Source organism: bacterium (assembly GCA_021108215.1).
In the GTDB taxonomy this organism is placed as follows: domain Bacteria; phylum Oederibacteriota; class JAAXVQ01; order JAAXVQ01; family JAUVAV01; genus JAIORK01.
The window spans coordinates 1-16,261 of the sequence record JAIORK010000047.1 but is presented as its reverse complement, the minus strand read 5'-3'; the positions used below and the strand labels follow the sequence as shown (position 1 = coordinate 16,261).

Here is a 16,261-nt window from a genome sequence, read left to right as displayed (position 1 = left end):
CAGCACGAACGGTCAATTTTATAATTCAAGCCACGTTATGCCCGGGCATGCGAATGTGTCCGGGCATATTTATAGGGAAAATAAATGAAGGAAGGACGATCATGGATTACAACGGAAATTTTTATTTTACATCTGAATCAGTTACAGAGGGACATCCCGATAAAATGGCGGACCAAATTTCAGATGCTATTTTGGATGCCGTGTTGGCCCAGGACCCAAAAAGCCGCGTGGCTTGTGAAACATTGCTTACCACCGGTTTGGTGGTGGTGTCCGGCGAGGTAACGACTAAGGCGGTGGTGGATGTGCAACCGATTGTTCGCAAAGTGATTGCCGATATAGGTTACAACGATACCAGTGCGGGGTTTGATGCCAATACCTGTGCGGTGCTCTCGACCATTCATACTCAGTCAGAGGATATCGCCATGGGGGTTGACCGTGATGGTGCCGGCGATCAGGGAATGATGTTTGGCTATGCCAGCCGGGAGACACCGGAATATATGCCCTTGCCGATTGTGTTGAGTCATAAGCTGGTCAAACGGCTGGCGGATGTCCGCAAGCAGGGAAAATTGAAATACCTCCGGCCGGACGGGAAATCGCAGGTTTCGATCGAGTATCGCAACGGAAAACCCTATCGTGTTGAAGCAGTGGTGCTTTCCACCCAGCATGCAGAAAATGTGTCACAGATGAAAATTAAGCAGGACATGCTCCGCGATGTGATCAAACCTATGATTCCGGCAAAACTGTTGGATAAAAAAACAAAGTATTTTGTGAATCCGACCGGGAAATTTGTGGTGGGCGGACCGCATGGCGATACCGGTCTGACCGGCCGGAAGATTATTGTGGATACCTATGGTGGTATGGGCCGTCACGGCGGAGGTGCTTTTTCCGGCAAGGATCCGTCCAAGGTTGATCGCTCTGCGGCGTATATGGCGCGCTATGTGGCTAAAAATATTGTGGCTGCCCGTTTGGCGGAACGCTGTGAAGTGCAGTTGTCTTATGCGATTGGTGTCGCGGAGCCTACCTCGGTGATGGTCAACACATTTGGGACACATACGATTCCGGAAAAAGAAATTGAAAAAATAGTGCGTAAGCATTTTTCACTTACACCCAAGGGCATTATCGCGCATTTGAAATTGCGCCGTCCGGGCTACCGCAAGACTGCGGTCTACGGCCACTTTGGTCAGTCGGCATTTACCTGGGAGAAATTGGACAAAGTCGCGGCGGTACAAAAAAGTGCGGCACCTTTTTTGAGAAAAAAGAAATAACCCATTAGGGAAAGAAGCGCTTAATGATGGATTTGAAAAAATATGCGATAAGTATGATTTTTATTGGGCTGATGGTATCCCGGGGTGCTTTTGCAGCGGAGCAGGCATTCGGGACGGTTGCTGATCCTGCGGATATTTATCAGGAGCAAAGTGATGAACTATTAGAGGCAACACCGGTGGACGAGGATACGTTATTAATGGACCCGATCCCGGTTGACCGGGAAATCAGCCCATTTACACCGGAAACAATGCCGCCGGGAGAGCCTTATCCCATCGGGGAACCGGCCCCAATTGAGATGTCCATTTCCAAGGTGGCGCAAAAAAGTGAAATGTTTCGAAGTAATACAATGATTGCGCAGCATGTTCGCCAGTTTTTACCGTATTCTTTTTCAGCTTATATTCCGGAGCTGGATGCCACGGAAGTCAATTTGGGACTGTTGTTGCATGAGCCGCCGGGAATTGAGGCCGGGTTGAATTGGGGTGCCATGCAGCAGGTGATGGTTAATGCCAAACTTACCGTGCAAGGAGCAAGTTATACCTCGGGCATTAAATTTCGTTATGCATTTCGTTCTGAACTGGCGGCTGAGACCCGTCCGGCGATTGCCTTGGAAGCGGGCTGGCGTTTTATGAATCATAGGACCAACACGGATGAGCGGTTGAATGTTTTTCGGGGAAACCGATTCGGAACCGCAGTGATATTTTCAAAGTGGCTGGGTTCCATGGCAAAGGCGCTGGATGCCAAATCCGCCATAGAGGATTTTTTCAATTATTTTTCCGTTCATGTCGCGGCACTTATGGAATACCAGAGCGGACGAAAAAATTCTGCGGAAGACGAGTATTCCGGGATTGAATTTGGGGCGCGGACTGCCCTGGAAATTGAGATTGATCCGGAGATACTTTATTTAAGTCTGGTTTATGATTCTTTGCCGGACTGGTTGGGTATAGAAAATTATTACGCAGGGGTACGGTACTATGCGCGTGAGGAATTTGCTGTGGATATTATTGCCGGCCGCATTAGTAATGATTACGGAGTGAATATCGGTCTGGCCTGGATGTTTTGATTTAGAATTTTAATTCTAAAAGCCTGGAATTAATTCCAGGCTTTTTTTATTATGTAGCATCAATAGGCGTAGGCATATTGATGAAATGTGTAAGCACAACGAAAAGAAAACAGTTTCTTTTGAGGGATATGAAAAAAGAAGTGGTATAAAAAAATATGCAAATTATTATTGGAGTGGTGTACACTTTTTTGCGTATATACATTTTAAAATATTTTACAAAATAAATGCATCAAAGAATTGACGCAGCAAGTGTATCTGCGTTATAATTTTAAAAAAACACGAGGTGAGGTTCCATGCATAGGACTCCAATGCTATATCTTGTAATTGGTGTATTGTTCATTTCATCTTTGACGGGTTGTAACCTGTTTACCACCATGCATAATGACGGCAAAGAATCCAATGCCAGTGTTTTGGTTGCTGATGGTCACGCGGCCATGTCCAAGGGTGATTATGTAAAGGCAGCGGAATATTTTCGTCTGGCATGTGAACATGATTCGGTCAGTTCGGAAGCCCGCGTCGGCTATGCAGAAGCCTATATGAAGGCGCAGGGATTTAGTTTGGGAGAGTTTGTCAATGTGCTCATGTCCGCATTGGAGAGTGACAGCGGCGACAGCATAGAATTGCTGGTTCCCAGCCATTGGGGGGTTACCACGATGGCAGAGGTGGAGGTCATGCTCCGGACCTTGATCGCGGTGCTTGATCCGGTTGCGCTGGGTCAGACATCAGGTCCTTATGTCTCGACAGATGCCACTATTAATTTGACCTTGGGGATTTTTTACATTCTCAAGATTACAGCTAAGATCGAGGTCATTTCCACTGATTTTGCAATTACATCTTTGAACAAAACCACTGACAGCGTTTTATTGGCCGGTTTATTTTCACCTGCATTGCTGGCGCAATTGCCGGAGGATTTTTATTGGCTCTTGGACAGCGCCAACAATCAACCATCGCTTGGTTTTATTACGGATATGCAGATTGATATTGACAGTGCCATGGCGCGTTTGCAGACCGCTGCTGAACATAGCGGGAGCGGTACGCAAGAGTTGATTACCGATGTGATGACTATGTTTGAGGATTGGCAGACGCTGGCTTACCAGTAAGCCTTAGGGAGGAACGGAATGTCACACCGCATACAACGAAATCTGATTATTTGTTTAACCACTGCCTTTTTATTGTTACCGCTTCTGAGCATGGCAGGTGAGTCCCGTCGTCAGCAATATCAGCTGGGGGACAATACAGAGCGTATTTTTATTCAGGGCATCCGGCCCATGGGGATGGGCGGCGCCTTTATCGCGGTTGCCAATGATGAAAATGCCATGTTCTACAATCCGGCCGGTTTGGCACGTCTGAATTATTGGCGTTTTACTTTTCCTGATTATGCGTTGGGCTGGGATACGAAGTCTTTTGACAACCTATCGTATCTTCTCTCAAATACGGGAGCATTTACTGAATTTATGGATGGCGGGACGATGTCGCCAGAGACGATTGATGCGATTGATCAGCTCTCCAATACGCGTATGCATTTCAATCTCAACACCAGTATTAAGTATATCCAACCTAATTTTGGTTCGGGAATCTGGATTTTTACGGATATGGCGTTGGAGACCGGCGCGATTTTATTACCTGAGGCGAGCTGGAACCTGCGTGCCGGGCTCATTGAGACGTTTGCCTGGGGATGGGGATGGGATATTCCTAAGTTCGGTTATTTGGCGGGTGGTTTTACCATTAAAGCGACACAACTTATCCGTTCCTATGAAGAAAATCGTAATGTGCTGGATATGGATGATATTGAGACGGAACAGCTCTGGGGTGGTGGACTCGATATTGGTATGCTGTACCAACCCACCGATGAGATCTCCGTTGCGTTGGTGGTGGCGGACATTTACACCCGCATGCTGGATGAAGTCATGGTTCCAAATTTCAAGCTTGGTTTTGCTTATGAACCCTGGTATTTAAATTTTGAAGACTTGGCAACTGTTTTGGCAGTGGATGTTGTCGAGCTTAACTGGCAGGGGGACAATGAGTGGAAAAATACCGCCAACAATGCGACGGCGATTAATTTTTCGAAATTTCGTGTGGGTGTGGAATTTCTGTTATCCGGTTTAGTTGCGTTGCGCGGCGGTCTTTACCAAGGGTATCCAACGGCCGGCATATCGCTGGTCACCAGTTTTATCAATGTTGATTGGGCATATTATGGCAAGGAACTGGGGAGCTACCCGGGGCAGAGCCCGGAGTGGAACCATCAGCTTTCCATTGACTGGCATACCGGAGGCTTGGTGGCGCCGCCGGCGACCATGACCGCGACCCCGACCGCGACTGCGACGGTGACGCCAACCGTGACAGTTACACCGACCAAACGGCCGACACCGCAGCCCACCTTGACAGGCAAGATTCCCAAGCTGCGCGGAAAGTTTATCGGCTTTACCGGGACCATTACCATTATTCCCAAAGTGGTGGATGATATCGGTGAAGTGCAATCTTGGAACCTTAAGATCACCGACCGGCGCGGTAAAATCAAAAAATCATATCGAGGCCGCGGATTCCCGGACCAGTCTTTTGTCTGGAATGGTAAGTATAAAAAGAAACGGGTTTCTTCCAAGAGCCAGTATCCCTATGCCCTGACCCTGAAAAGCGCGGAAGGCTCCAAAGTGGTCAAAGGGACGGTTGTGATTGTGGATACGATTCCTAAATTGTATACCAGTAAAAACTATGAGGTTTATCCGGACAAAGTCTATTTTTCGATTCGTCGACCTGTGAAAAATACCAAGAACTGGAAGTTGGATATTTTTGATGCGGCCAATAATATGGTGCGCTCCTACCAGACCCAGGAGGAAATGTTTAAAGCCTTTGCCTGGGATTCCAAGGATGAAAACGGGACCGTGGTGCCCAATAACGGCACGTATCGTTATGAGTTTACCTATATTGATGAATATGACAATCAAATTTTAATTGCGGATAAAATTCGGCCGGTGAAAGGCCAGGTATATCCCAATGAAAACCGGACAACCCTGAAAGTGGGGGGGATTCTCTTTAGTACCGGCAAGGCTTATCTAACTGCGGAAATGTTTGACAAGGTCATCAAAGGTGCTTATCTGGTTCAGGATGAAACCAATAGTGAATGTGTACTGGAAGGACATACCGATTCGACCGGATCAAAAAAAATGAATATGAAACTTTCGCTGGTGCGTGCAGAGTCGGCCAGACGTTTCCTGGTGGACCAGCAGGGTGTGCCGGATTATCAGCTGGGGATCAAAGGTTGGGGGCCGACCAAACCGATTGCCACCAACCGGACTAAATCAGGGCGCAAGAAAAATCGGCGGGTTGAAATTATTATTCGGATACCACAGTAATAAAACAGACGGTGGCAGACAAGATCACAGGGTAAAAAAGCACGGCTCGCAGGTCTGCGGGCCGTGCTTTTTTACAGCATGGAAGCGTTGGGAAATATGCTAAAATACCCCAAAATGAATAAAGGAAATTACACTCTATGAAACTCTACTTAAGATTGCTGCAATACGCCAAACCCTATGTACCGCGCATCCTCGTGGCACTGGTTTGTTTGGCAATGACTGCGGGTCTCACAGCACTGGGGATGTATCTGATAAAACCGGTTTTGGATCAGGTTTTTGGGAATGCGGACAAGGCCCAGGCTTTGGTGTATTTGCGCTTGGTGCCATTGGCGATTTTATTGACCTATTTATTTAAAGGCCTTTTCACCTACGGCCAGGATTACCTGATCAACAATATTGGGAATCGGATTGTCATGGATATTCGTAATCAGGTTTATGCCCATCTGCTCGGGCAGGAACTGGCTTTTTTTCATGGCCAGCGCAGCGGTCTTTTGATTTCACGGATTACCCATGACGCCACCTTGATGCAGTCTGCGGTATCGAACGTGCTGGGGCGTCTTATGGGATCGCTTCTGAATATCGCAGCACTGGTAAGCTTGCTTTTTTATCTCGATTGGAAACTGGCGATTATTTCTCTATTTGTATTTCCCGTCGCGGTTTATCCCATTATCTATATTGGTAAAGCGCTGCGCTCCATTTCGCGTGACTCGCAAGCAAAGATGGCGGATGTGACGTCAGTCCTGCACGAGAGCATCACCGGTATTCGGGTGGTGAAGGCTTTTTCCATGCAGCCTTATGAAATCAAGCGCTTTGGTCAAGAGTTGCGGCATTATTTTGATCTGGTCATGCGCGCTTTGCGCAAAACCGCAATTTCCAGCCCGCTCATGGAATTTATCGGTTCGATCGGGATCTGCGTTATGATTGCCTGGGCCGGGGCGCAAGTCATTCGCGGCGAATCGACCTCAGGAACGTTCTTTGCTTTTTTTGGCGGATTGGCCTCGCTCTATCCGCAGGTGAAAAGCATTGCCGGGATCAACAATACGATTCAGCAGGCTTTGGCAGCTGCGCAGCGTGTTTTTGAGGTGCTGGACAAGGCCCCGCTGATTCAGGATGTCAAACATCCCAAGCATGTGAAGACCGTGAAATCGAAGATTGAGTTCAAGCAGGTGGACTTCGGATATACACCGGACAAAATGGTTTTGCAGGATATCGACCTCAAGGTCAAGTCCGGCGAGGTATTGGCCATTGTGGGACGGTCGGGTGCGGGTAAAACCACTTTGGTGGATTTGATTCCCCGGTTTTCTGATGTGAGTCAGGGAGAAATTAAAATTGACGGAGTGGACTTGCGTCAGATCAGTATCCGGTCGCTCCGCTCCATGATCGGGTTGGTCACCCAGGACACGATATTATTTAATGATAATATCCGGAATAACATTGCCTATGGCAAACCCGATGCAACCATGGCGGAGATCGAAAAAGCGGCACAGGCAGCCAATGCACATGAGTTTATTATACAGAGCAGGCAAGGCTACGAAACCATGATCGGCGAGCGCGGAGTCAAGCTCTCCGGCGGCCAGCGTCAGCGGTTGGCCATTGCCAGGGCAATTTTGAAGAATCCGCCTATTTTAATATTGGATGAGGCGACCTCGGCATTGGATACCGAATCCGAGCGTCTTATTCAGAGTGCTTTGGAAAAACTGATGATGCACCGGACGACCTTTGTCATTGCGCACCGTCTCTCGACGGTCCAGCATGCCAGCCAAATTATTGTAATAGACAACGGACGCATTGTGGAGCGGGGGAAGCACTCGGACTTACTGCGCAAACGGGGTCTGTATCAAAAATTGGTCCGCATGCAGTTCGGCATGAACCGGAGCATGGCGGGTATTCAACCGGCGGTGAGATCCAAATCGAAAAAAACGGTCCGGAAGGCGGCACCTAAGAAAGTTGTGAAGAAAAAAGCAGCAACTGCAAAAAAGAAAGTCAGAAAAAAATAAGTGTTTAGGGCGAGTAGAAAACAGGATGCTCGATTAACTTGGACAGTAATGATAAAAAATATGATTTAAATTCTCTGCGTACTTAGCGTCTCAGCGGTGAAACAGATAAAGGAATTTTAAAATGCAAAAATCAGCTGTATTTTTAGACCGTGACGGGACAATCATTCGTGATGCTGAATATCTGGCTGATCCGGCAGGGGTTGCACTGCTGCCCGGCGCCGTGGAAGGATTAAAGCAGCTTCAGGCGGCAGGTTATCTGTTGGTCGTGACCACCAATCAGTCCGGTGTTGCGCGCGGATATTTTAATGAACAGACCGTGCATGCGGTCAACGCGCGCTTGCAAGCGATGCTGGCGGAAAACGGTGTGACACTTGATGGCATTTATTATTGCCCGCATCATTCGCAGGGAACTGTTCCTGAATACACCCTGGCGTGCCGCTGCCGCAAACCCCAACCCGGCATGCTGGAAGATGCGCAAAAAGATTTGCAGATTGATCTGTCCGGAAGCTGGGTGATCGGAGATAAGCTGGCAGATATTCAGTTTGGGAAATCAAAACAGCTCGGGACGATTTTGGTGCTGACCGGATATGGCGGCACGGTTGTGCAAACAGGTTTTTCAGAAAAGGACCGGCCTGATTTTGTAGCGTCGGACCTTGGGGATGCAGCAGGAAAAATACTTTCGCAAAAAAATATTTCGCAGGAAAGTATGCCGTGAATGCCAATCTAAAAAAAATATTGGTTTGCCGTACGGATGCGTTGGGGGACACCCTGCTCACCTTGCCGGTTTGCCAAGCACTGAAACAGGCATTTCCGCAGGCAGCCGTGGATATGTTGGTGGCAGCGTACACATCTGATCTGATTGAAAACCATCCGGCAGTAGACACTGTGATTGCTTATGATAAACAAGGCGCGCATCGCGGCTGCCGGGGACGGAAGAAATTAATCGCAATCTTGCGGGCGGGTCATTATGACGCCGCCTTGGCGGTTTTTCCGGACAAGCATATATCCTGGAGTCTGTTACGCGCACGTATTCCGCTCCGGATCGGTACAGCCCGGCGCTGGTGGTCTGTATTATTCAACAAAAAAGTAAAACATAGCCGGGCAAAAGCTCAAAGGCATGAAGCGGAGTATAATCTTGACTTGGTGCGTGCGCTGGGTGTGGAAGTGGTATTGTCTCCCCCAAAGCTTGAAGTTTTGTCTTCGGCAGAGCAATGGGCAAAAGATTATTATCAATCTTTGGGTCGCAAACCGGGTGACATGTGGATTGGTATCCATCCGGGCGGGCATGGTTCTTCTTCCAACTGGCGTCCGGAGCAATACGGCCGGCTGGCTGAAAAATTAATCCAACAATATCAATGCAAAATTTTACTCACGGGGTCTATAGATGAACAACCGCTTCTGCATTTAGCAGATAAGGCTTGCAAGCCGAAGCTTTCTGTGTTGGAAACAACCGTTACATTGCAGCAATTGGCGGCGTTGATTAAGCAAGCCGATCTTTTTATTGCAGGCAATACCGGGCCGCTGCATATGGCGGCCGCGCTGGATGTTCCGGTGGTGACGGTTTTTCCCGCCCAAGGGGTGACCGGGCCGGTACGCTGGGGACCTTTGGGAAGACGCGTGAGTGTGTTGACCCCGCCGACAACCGGTGACCCAACTGCGGTGCAAGAGATACGGATTGAAGATGTTGTAAAAGCGGTAAGGCAGTATATTTCATAGCCCGACAGGATAGACTGTATGTATAAAAATTATCTCACTTATTTTACCCTGTTTTTGATGGCTGGATTACTCACGGGATGTGCAACCGGGAAAACTGAATTTCACGTTATGCAGGCAACACCCACACCTGTTAATCGTGTCACCGTAACAGCCACGCCAATAGCACAACCGCCAAGTCGTCCGCCTGAGCCTCGGAATCATTTGCGGCAATCAGAAGAAACCTATATTGTTGTGGCAGGAGACTGTCTCTGGAATATTTGTGAAAAATTTTATGGTGATCCTTGGCACTATCAACACTTGGCAAAAACCAATCAGATTACAAACCCGGATAGGATTGAACCAGGGCAGGTTCTTATCTTGGGGACTCTCCCGGCCCGGCATCCCGTGCCTCTGAAAATCACCCCAAAGCTGAAAATAGTTTCCGTCCAATCTCCCAAAGCGGTACGAATGACAACGCCGGTTGTGACACCGGAGCCGGTGTTGTTTCCTTTGCGGCCCAATGCAGCTTTCGGTCCGGGTGAGCGGCTGCATTTTTCCATAGAATATTTTGGAATTTCAGCGGGTTACGCAACGCTGTCCGTAAATCCCGGTCCTGAAATGAATGGACGCCCGACGTTGCATATTGTGGCGGAAGCGCGTACCCATCCGGCATTTGAATGGTTTTTCAAGGTACGTGACCGCATTGAATCTTTTTTTGACGCCCAGAGCTTATTTTCCTGGCGGTATGAAAAGCATTTGCGTGAAGGTAAGTATTCCAATGATTCCCACATGATTTACGATCAGGTTAATCGGAAGGTGATTAAAGACAAAGGGCGGACGATCATTGATGCACCTCCCCTGGTGCAGGATGTGCTCTCGGAATTTTATTTTTACCGGACATTGGAACAAGAAATCGGTGATGAGACGACGATTCCCGTGCTGGCAGATGACGGCAAGCAGTATGAGGTGCTGGTCAAAGTGATTCGCCGGGAAAAGGTGCGCGTACCGGCAGGGGAGTTTGATTGTTTGGTTGTCGAACCCTATTTAAAATTTGAGGGTGTTTTTAAACATCAGGGGAAGATTCATATTTGGCTCACCAATGATAAACGCCGGGTCCCGGTTTTGATTAAAAGCGGCATTATTATCGGGACCATTGATATTGTGCTTCGTGATGCAGCGGTGGTGGATTTTTAAAAAATATAGTCCGCACAGGTTTCAACAAGAAATAAATTGTAGTATGACTTTTTTAGGGTTGGCTAGTTACATCATCAAATCCACCAGTGCGATCATACGGTTCAGTCGTTCATAGAGTTCCTTCTTATACCGTGTTGTCCGATTTTGTTTCAAGCGATCTTTGTATTCATGCAACGCAAGATGCAGGACGTTGACGTCGATGTGGTCGACTTCCAAGACCATAGGAATCGATGAACGGAGTAGCTGCATAAATTCAACCTCCAGGGAAAGTGTTGTTGTGTTTGGAATCGTACTTGACATCCCCCTTAAAATCAACAGAAATAAGTAAGTAACTGAAAAAACGAAAAATAAAAATTGACAATAATTACGAGTTCTGTTATAAATATTATAGCGCGTTACTTACGGAGGAAATATGGAGAGGTTATTATTAAGAGATATCGTTGAACTACAGGCAGGATATCAATCAAGTGAAAAAATCATCTCTGAAAAAGAAGGCACGTACAGGCTTATTCAGGCAAAAGATATTAAGGAAGACAAGAAAATAGATTTTAACAATTTGATAAGGTTTTGTCCCAGGCGTAAACCGGAGCTCTACGCAGTGAAACAAGATAACGTTTTGTTTCAGGCAAGAGGGTTTAATCATCAGTCTGTTCATATTAAAGAAAATTATAGTAATGTATTAGCGGCAAGTACTTTTTATGTTTGTAGACTTAAAACGGATAAAGCGAGACCGGGATACTTAGCCTGGTGGCTTAATCAAGCGCCGATTCAAAATGTGCTCCAGGAGAGAGCGGGTAGCAGTTATCTATCATTTGTATCGATAAAAGTTTTAGCAGATATAAGGATTGAATTGCCTCCGATTGAAATTCAAGCTAAGATTGAAAAAATAATCGAGCTGAAAAATAAAGAAATTCAATTGTTGGATGAGTTGAAAGACAATAAAGAAAAACTAATCAACCAATTTTGCATCAATAAAATTTACCAATCAGGAGATATCAATGAATTCACCGATCAATCAAAAAACAGTCAATGATCAAGCCTGGAAAGCCTGTGATTCTTTTAGAGGGTCGGTTGATCCGGCAGAGTACAAAAACTATATTCTGACCATGCTCTTTATCAAATATACCAGTGATATATGGAAAGACAAACGCAGAGAGTATGCAGAAAAATACAAAGGTGACAAAACTCGGATTGAGCGTGCTCTCGGTCGCGAACGCTTTGTTGTACCAAAAGCAGCTGAATTTGATTATCTGTTTAAAAAAAGAGATGTAGATAATATCGGTGAACTGATTAATATTGCTTTGGAAAAAATGGAAGATGTTAATAAAACCAAACTGGAAGGTGTATTCCGTAACATTGATTTCAATAGTGACGTGAATCTGGGACTGGCAAAAGAACGAAATAGACGTCTCAAAAACCTGCTTGAAGATTTTGGTGATGAAGAGAAGATGGACCTGCGACCATCCCATATAGGCAATCGGGATGTGATTGGCGATGTTTATGAATACCTGATAGAACGATTTGCGGCAGGAGCAGGTAAAAAAGCCGGGGAATTTTACACGCCACCGGAAGTATCCACACTTATTGCAGAATTGATGGACCCCAAAGAAGGGGATAAAATATGTGATCCTGCCTGTGGTTCAGGATCGCTTCTGATCAAAGTGGGGAAACATATTGGGTCACCAAACTATTTTCTGGCTGGTCAGGAAAGTAATGGCTCAACCTGGGCTTTGTGCAGGATGAATATGTTTTTGCACGATGTGGATAATGCCCGGATAGAATGGTGTGATACCATCACCAATCCCAAGCTTTTGGAAAAAGATGATCTTATTCGATTCAACATCGTGGTTGCCAATCCGCCATTCTCACTGGATAAGTGGGGGATCAAAGAAGCGGAAAGCGATCCATACAACCGTTTTTGGCGTGGTTTGCCTCCCAAGAGCCGCGGGGACTATGCTTTTATCACCCACATGGTGGATATTGCCATGGAGGGCGAAGGCAAAGTCGGGGTGGTTGTCCCGCATGGTGTGCTTTTCCGCAGTGGCGCAGAAGGGAAAATACGCCGGCAATTTATAGAAGAAAATATTCTGGAAGCAGTTATCGGACTGCCGTCTCAATTGTTTTTCGGAACGGGTATTCCGGCCGCCATCATGGTCTTCAATAAGGGTCGCAAGTCCTGGACCAAGGCCAAAACCAAGCGGGATAAGCACATCCTCTTTATTGATGCCAGCCGCGAATTTGATGACAACAAAAAGCAGAACAAATTGCGCCGGCAGGATATCAAGAAAATAATCGACACCTACAAAGGATTCAAAGAGATTGAAAAGTACTCTCATCTGACTACACTCGATGAAATCAGAGAAGCGGAATTCAATCTCAACATTCCGCGGTATGTGGATACCTTTGAAGAAGAGGAAGATATCGACATCAAAGCCGTACAGCAGGAGATCAAGCAAATTGAAGGGGAACTGGGAAAAACCCGCAAGGAAATGGATAAATATTTGAAAGAATTGGGATTGGTGTGAAATAATGAGCAACGGAATGAATACTAAAAACCGGATAAATTGCTTGACGAACTATCAGAATACTACGATACTAATTTTAGTACCCGCCAGGCCTAGGTCCTTTCGAGGATATGCCAAAATGTGGCGGGTTTTTCTTTTTCAGGAGGGTTTTTATGCAGTATAAAAAACCTTCACTTACCTTTGAACAACAAGCCGACCAATTAATTTCACGCGGATTAATAGCAGACCGCGACTTATTAACCTCGATTTTAGGTAGCGTAAATTATTACCGGCTTAGCACCTATTGGTATCCCTTTCGAAATCCTGACAATACGTTTAAACCGGACATAACTATTGAAAAAATCTGGAGAAGATATACTTTTGACCGCCAACTGCGTTTGATTGTCCTTGATGCCATAGAAAGAATAGAAATTGCGGTTAAAACGAAAATGACTGAGATATTTACTACTCACCATCAAGATGCATTTGTATATTTAAACCCAAGTTGTTTGCGCTCGAAAAATAAATCTGATGAAATCAATAAATTGCAAAATACCCTTCGGGATGCTGCGGAAAAAAGCCATGAAGAGTTTGTAAAACATTTTAAGCAGAAATATTTGGAGCATAATGATTTGCCATTGTGGATGGCGTCTGAGCTTATGACTTTCGGTAATATGCTCATCTTGTATCAGGAATTGGAGAAGCACATTCAAGTCAAGGTCGCAAAGTGCTTTGATATTCCAGGACCGGTCTTGAATTCCTGGCTCCGAAGTTTGAATTATGTCAGAAACATCTGTGCCCATCATGGACGGCTACGTGACCGGGAATTGGCAATCAAACCATTTATCCCGGAGAAAAGGATTCAACCGGAATGGTATGAACCGGTGGATGTTTTTGGAAAAACCAATCGTATGTTTTCCATTTTGACCATTTTGCGGTATTTGTTGAGAATTATTGCACCAAAAAGTTGCTGGCAAGAGCGTTTTTTGGATCTGCTGAATCGCTATAAAGAGTTGCCATGGGAGCCTATGGGTTTTCCGAAAGATTGGCAGGAATGCCCGATATGGAAAAACCAACAAGGGTAATTATAAGCCGCGCAGTGTTCAAAAATTGGTGCAGAAAAGTATAATATTTTTTAAGAAACTGATATTGGCTCCTATAATAGGATAACAAGATAATAACTTTGAGCGGCATTTTCAGCTAGATGAAGGCGAATGTTTTTCAGAGAAATAAAAAAGAGTGTGCCCTGGTGGAGGCGTATGTCCGCAAGGAAATGGATAAATATCTGAAAGAATTGGGATTGGTGTAGGGGAGGCATTATGTTTACAGAAGAGCAATTAATAGTAAAGCTAACCGAGTTTAGGTCAATGCCTATAGAAACAGAATGGCTTGAGTTTAAAGAGGCTAAAAAAGATTTTGATTCCAGAAAGCTCGGGAAATATTTTTCTGCCTTGAGTAATGAAGCCAATCTAAAAAAGAAACAATCTGGTTGGCTGATTTTTGGGATTAAAGACAAGCTACCAAGGACAATTGTGGGGACTCGCTACCGGATAAGCAAGAAAGATTTGGAGAGTCTGAAACATGAGATTGCACAACAAACCAATGGCATCACCTTCCAGGAAATATATGAAGTAGAGGTGAATAAAAAACGAGTAATTTTGATGCAGATACCGGCAGCGCTGCCGGGGATTCCTACGTCCTGGCAAGGGCATTATCATGGCAGAAATGGAAGCTCGCTGGGTGCGCTATCCCTCCCTGAACAAGATGAGATACGCAATCAGGCGCCCAAAGACTGGAGCACTGAATTATGCCCAAACGCATCAATCAAAGACTTGGATCGGGATGCCTTAAAATTGGCCAGGAAAAAAGTCGCATCGAAAAACTCCAGGCTTAAAGCAGTGATTAAAAAATGGAAAGATGAAGTTTTTTTAGAAAAAATAAAGTTACTACAGGATGGACAATTGACAAGAGCGGCCATTATTCTGCTCGGGAAACCGGAAGCCTCTGTCCGGCTATCCCCGCATCCTGTCCAAATAACTTGGCGGTTGATGGGGGAAGAGGAGGGCTATGAACATTTTGGCCCGCCCTTTTTATTGAACATTGAAGAAATCTATAACAAAATTCGCAATGTCAATTACCGTATCCAGCCGTTCAACCGTCTGCTGCCCGTGGAAATCGCGAAATACGATCCGAATATTGTGTTGGAAGCACTCAATAACTGTATTGCCCATCAGGATTATTTCCAAAATGCCCGGATCATTGTTACGGAATATAGAGATAAATTGGTTTTGCAAAACATAGGAAATTTTTTTGATGGGAAAGTTGAGGATTATCTGTTACACGAGCGCACGCCGTATCGATATCGCAATACATTGTTGGCGCAAGCCATGGTCAGCCTGGATATGATTGACACCCTGGGTATGGGAATCAGGCGGATGTTCCATGAGCAGAGGAAACGCTTCATGCCCATGCCGGAATATGATTTGAGCGACAGAAATAATGTGAAAATGATTATACCCGGGACGATTATCAATGAAAATTACACCCGCATCCTAATAGAGAAAAAAGACTTGGAACTGACTGATGTACTGGCGTTGGACAGGATTCAGAAAAAACAAAAAATATCCAGTGAAGCAGCGCGGGGGCTGAAAAAAAGGAATCTTATTGAAGGTCGATATCCGGCTGTCTATATATCCGCAGCCGTGGCAGAAATTGCCTCGGATAAGGCTCGCTATATCAAAAACCGGGGTTTTCATGATGCACATTATGAAAAGATGATTTTGAAATATTTGGATAAATTCAAGACAGCCACTCGAAGGGAAATTGATGAACTCATTTTGAATAAATTGCCGGAAATTTTTGAACCTGGGCAAAAGATTAAAAAAATCAGCAATTTATTAAGCAAAATGAAAAAAAATAGGTTGATTATAAATAGCGGAATAAAAAGTAAACCGCTGTGGAAGCGAACAAAAATCGATAAAATTAAGAATAGAAAATAGTAATTTAGAAATGAAATAAAAAATAATTTATTGGGGAAAAAAAGCCAAAAAAATAAAATGCTTTAAAATAAAGACTATTCCTAAATGAAGAAGAATAGAAGAAGAATAGAAGAAGAATAGAAGAAGAATAGAAGAAGAATAGGAGTATTTCAGCGAGTTTGACCTCAAGCCGCATGTAAAGCTACTTTCGTGATGC

At 45.3% G+C, this 16,261-nt stretch carries 13 protein-coding genes; 12 read left to right on the top strand and 1 reads right to left on the bottom strand.

Translation table 11 applies throughout. From position 1 onward, the window contains the following. Positions 1-101: 101 nt before the first annotated feature. From metK to K8S19_10845, 8 genes are all read left to right on the top strand, one after another. Entirely contained in the window at positions 102-1,265 is a 1,164-nt protein-coding gene (gene metK / locus K8S19_10880) for a methionine adenosyltransferase (protein ID MCD4814180.1), read from the top strand. 23 nt (positions 1,266-1,288) lie between these two features. After that, positions 1,289-2,326, top strand: a complete 1,038-nt coding sequence (locus K8S19_10875; protein ID MCD4814179.1) for a hypothetical protein — start codon at positions 1,289-1,291, stop codon at positions 2,324-2,326. A 308-nt stretch (positions 2,327-2,634) separates the two neighbouring features. Then, positions 2,635-3,426 carry a hypothetical protein gene (locus tag K8S19_10870; GenBank protein MCD4814178.1) on the top strand — a complete coding sequence of 264 codons (792 nt, stop codon included), beginning with the start codon at positions 2,635-2,637 and terminating at the stop codon, positions 3,424-3,426. 18 nt (positions 3,427-3,444) lie between these two features. Further along, positions 3,445-5,676: an OmpA family protein gene (locus tag K8S19_10865; protein MCD4814177.1), complete on the top strand. Its 2,232-nt coding sequence runs from the start codon at positions 3,445-3,447 to the stop codon at positions 5,674-5,676. Positions 5,677-5,813: 137 nt separating this feature from the next. Further along, positions 5,814-7,673, top strand: a complete 1,860-nt coding sequence (locus tag K8S19_10860) for an ATP-binding cassette domain-containing protein (protein MCD4814176.1) — start codon at positions 5,814-5,816, stop codon at positions 7,671-7,673. 121 nt (positions 7,674-7,794) lie between these two features. Continuing rightward, a complete protein-coding gene (gmhB, locus tag K8S19_10855; GenBank protein ID MCD4814175.1) occupies positions 7,795-8,388 on the top strand; it encodes a D-glycero-beta-D-manno-heptose 1,7-bisphosphate 7-phosphatase in 594 nt (197 codons plus the stop codon). Continuing rightward, complete coding sequence (locus K8S19_10850) at positions 8,385-9,389, top strand: glycosyltransferase family 9 protein (protein MCD4814174.1); 1,005 nt, start codon at positions 8,385-8,387, stop codon at positions 9,387-9,389. The genes gmhB and K8S19_10850 overlap by 4 nt, the downstream gene beginning before the upstream one ends. Before the next feature lie 18 nt (positions 9,390-9,407). Then, positions 9,408-10,562, top strand: coding sequence for a DUF3108 domain-containing protein (locus tag K8S19_10845; GenBank protein ID MCD4814173.1), 1,155 nt, complete (start codon positions 9,408-9,410; stop codon positions 10,560-10,562). Positions 10,563-10,628: 66 nt separating this feature from the next. On the opposite strand, the gene K8S19_10840 is transcribed toward K8S19_10845, so the two are convergent. Next, a complete protein-coding gene (locus tag K8S19_10840; protein MCD4814172.1) occupies positions 10,629-10,811 on the bottom strand; it encodes a hypothetical protein in 183 nt (60 codons plus the stop codon). A gap of 163 nt (positions 10,812-10,974) precedes the next feature. Between K8S19_10840 and K8S19_10835 the strand changes: the two genes are divergently transcribed. The 4 genes from K8S19_10835 (at position 10,975) to K8S19_10820 (ending at position 16,065) form a co-directional block, all read left to right on the top strand. Further along, on the top strand, positions 10,975-11,595 hold the full coding sequence (locus K8S19_10835) for a restriction endonuclease subunit S (protein MCD4814171.1): 621 nt from the start codon (positions 10,975-10,977) through the stop codon (positions 11,593-11,595). Beyond that, positions 11,561-13,087, top strand: a complete 1,527-nt coding sequence (locus K8S19_10830; GenBank protein MCD4814170.1) for a type I restriction-modification system subunit M — start codon at positions 11,561-11,563, stop codon at positions 13,085-13,087. The genes K8S19_10835 and K8S19_10830 overlap by 35 nt, the downstream gene beginning before the upstream one ends. A 152-nt stretch (positions 13,088-13,239) precedes the next feature. Further along, the gene (locus tag K8S19_10825; protein ID MCD4814169.1) at positions 13,240-14,151 is read left to right on the top strand and encodes an Abi family protein; all 912 of its coding nucleotides are present in this window, start codon (positions 13,240-13,242) and stop codon (positions 14,149-14,151) included. A gap of 234 nt (positions 14,152-14,385) precedes the next feature. Next, entirely contained in the window at positions 14,386-16,065 is a 1,680-nt protein-coding gene (locus K8S19_10820; protein MCD4814168.1) for a putative DNA binding domain-containing protein, read from the top strand. The last annotated feature ends 196 nt before the right edge of the window (positions 16,066-16,261 follow it).

Excerpts from the sequence above, each read along its gene's own strand:
- K8S19_10870 (MCD4814178.1), top strand. The coding sequence starts at position 2,635 with ATGCTATATCTTGTAATTGGTGTATTGTTCATTTCATCTTTGACGGGT.
- metK (MCD4814180.1), top strand. The coding sequence starts at position 102 with ATGGATTACAACGGAAATTTTTATTTTACATCTGAATCAGTTACAGAG.
- K8S19_10865 (MCD4814177.1), top strand. The coding sequence starts at position 3,445 with ATGTCACACCGCATACAACGAAATCTGATTATTTGTTTAACCACTGCC.
- K8S19_10835 (MCD4814171.1), top strand. The coding sequence starts at position 10,975 with ATGGAGAGGTTATTATTAAGAGATATCGTTGAACTACAGGCAGGATAT.
- K8S19_10845 (MCD4814173.1), top strand. The coding sequence starts at position 9,408 with ATGTATAAAAATTATCTCACTTATTTTACCCTGTTTTTGATGGCTGGA.
- K8S19_10875 (MCD4814179.1), top strand. The coding sequence starts at position 1,289 with ATGATGGATTTGAAAAAATATGCGATAAGTATGATTTTTATTGGGCTG.
- K8S19_10820 (MCD4814168.1), top strand. The coding sequence starts at position 14,386 with ATGTTTACAGAAGAGCAATTAATAGTAAAGCTAACCGAGTTTAGGTCA.
- K8S19_10860 (MCD4814176.1), top strand. The coding sequence starts at position 5,814 with ATGAAACTCTACTTAAGATTGCTGCAATACGCCAAACCCTATGTACCG.
- K8S19_10825 (MCD4814169.1), top strand. The coding sequence starts at position 13,240 with ATGCAGTATAAAAAACCTTCACTTACCTTTGAACAACAAGCCGACCAA.
- gmhB (MCD4814175.1), top strand. The coding sequence starts at position 7,795 with ATGCAAAAATCAGCTGTATTTTTAGACCGTGACGGGACAATCATTCGT.
- K8S19_10840 (MCD4814172.1), bottom strand. The coding sequence starts at position 10,811 with ATGCAGCTACTCCGTTCATCGATTCCTATGGTCTTGGAAGTCGACCAC.
- K8S19_10830 (MCD4814170.1), top strand. The coding sequence starts at position 11,561 with ATGAATTCACCGATCAATCAAAAAACAGTCAATGATCAAGCCTGGAAA.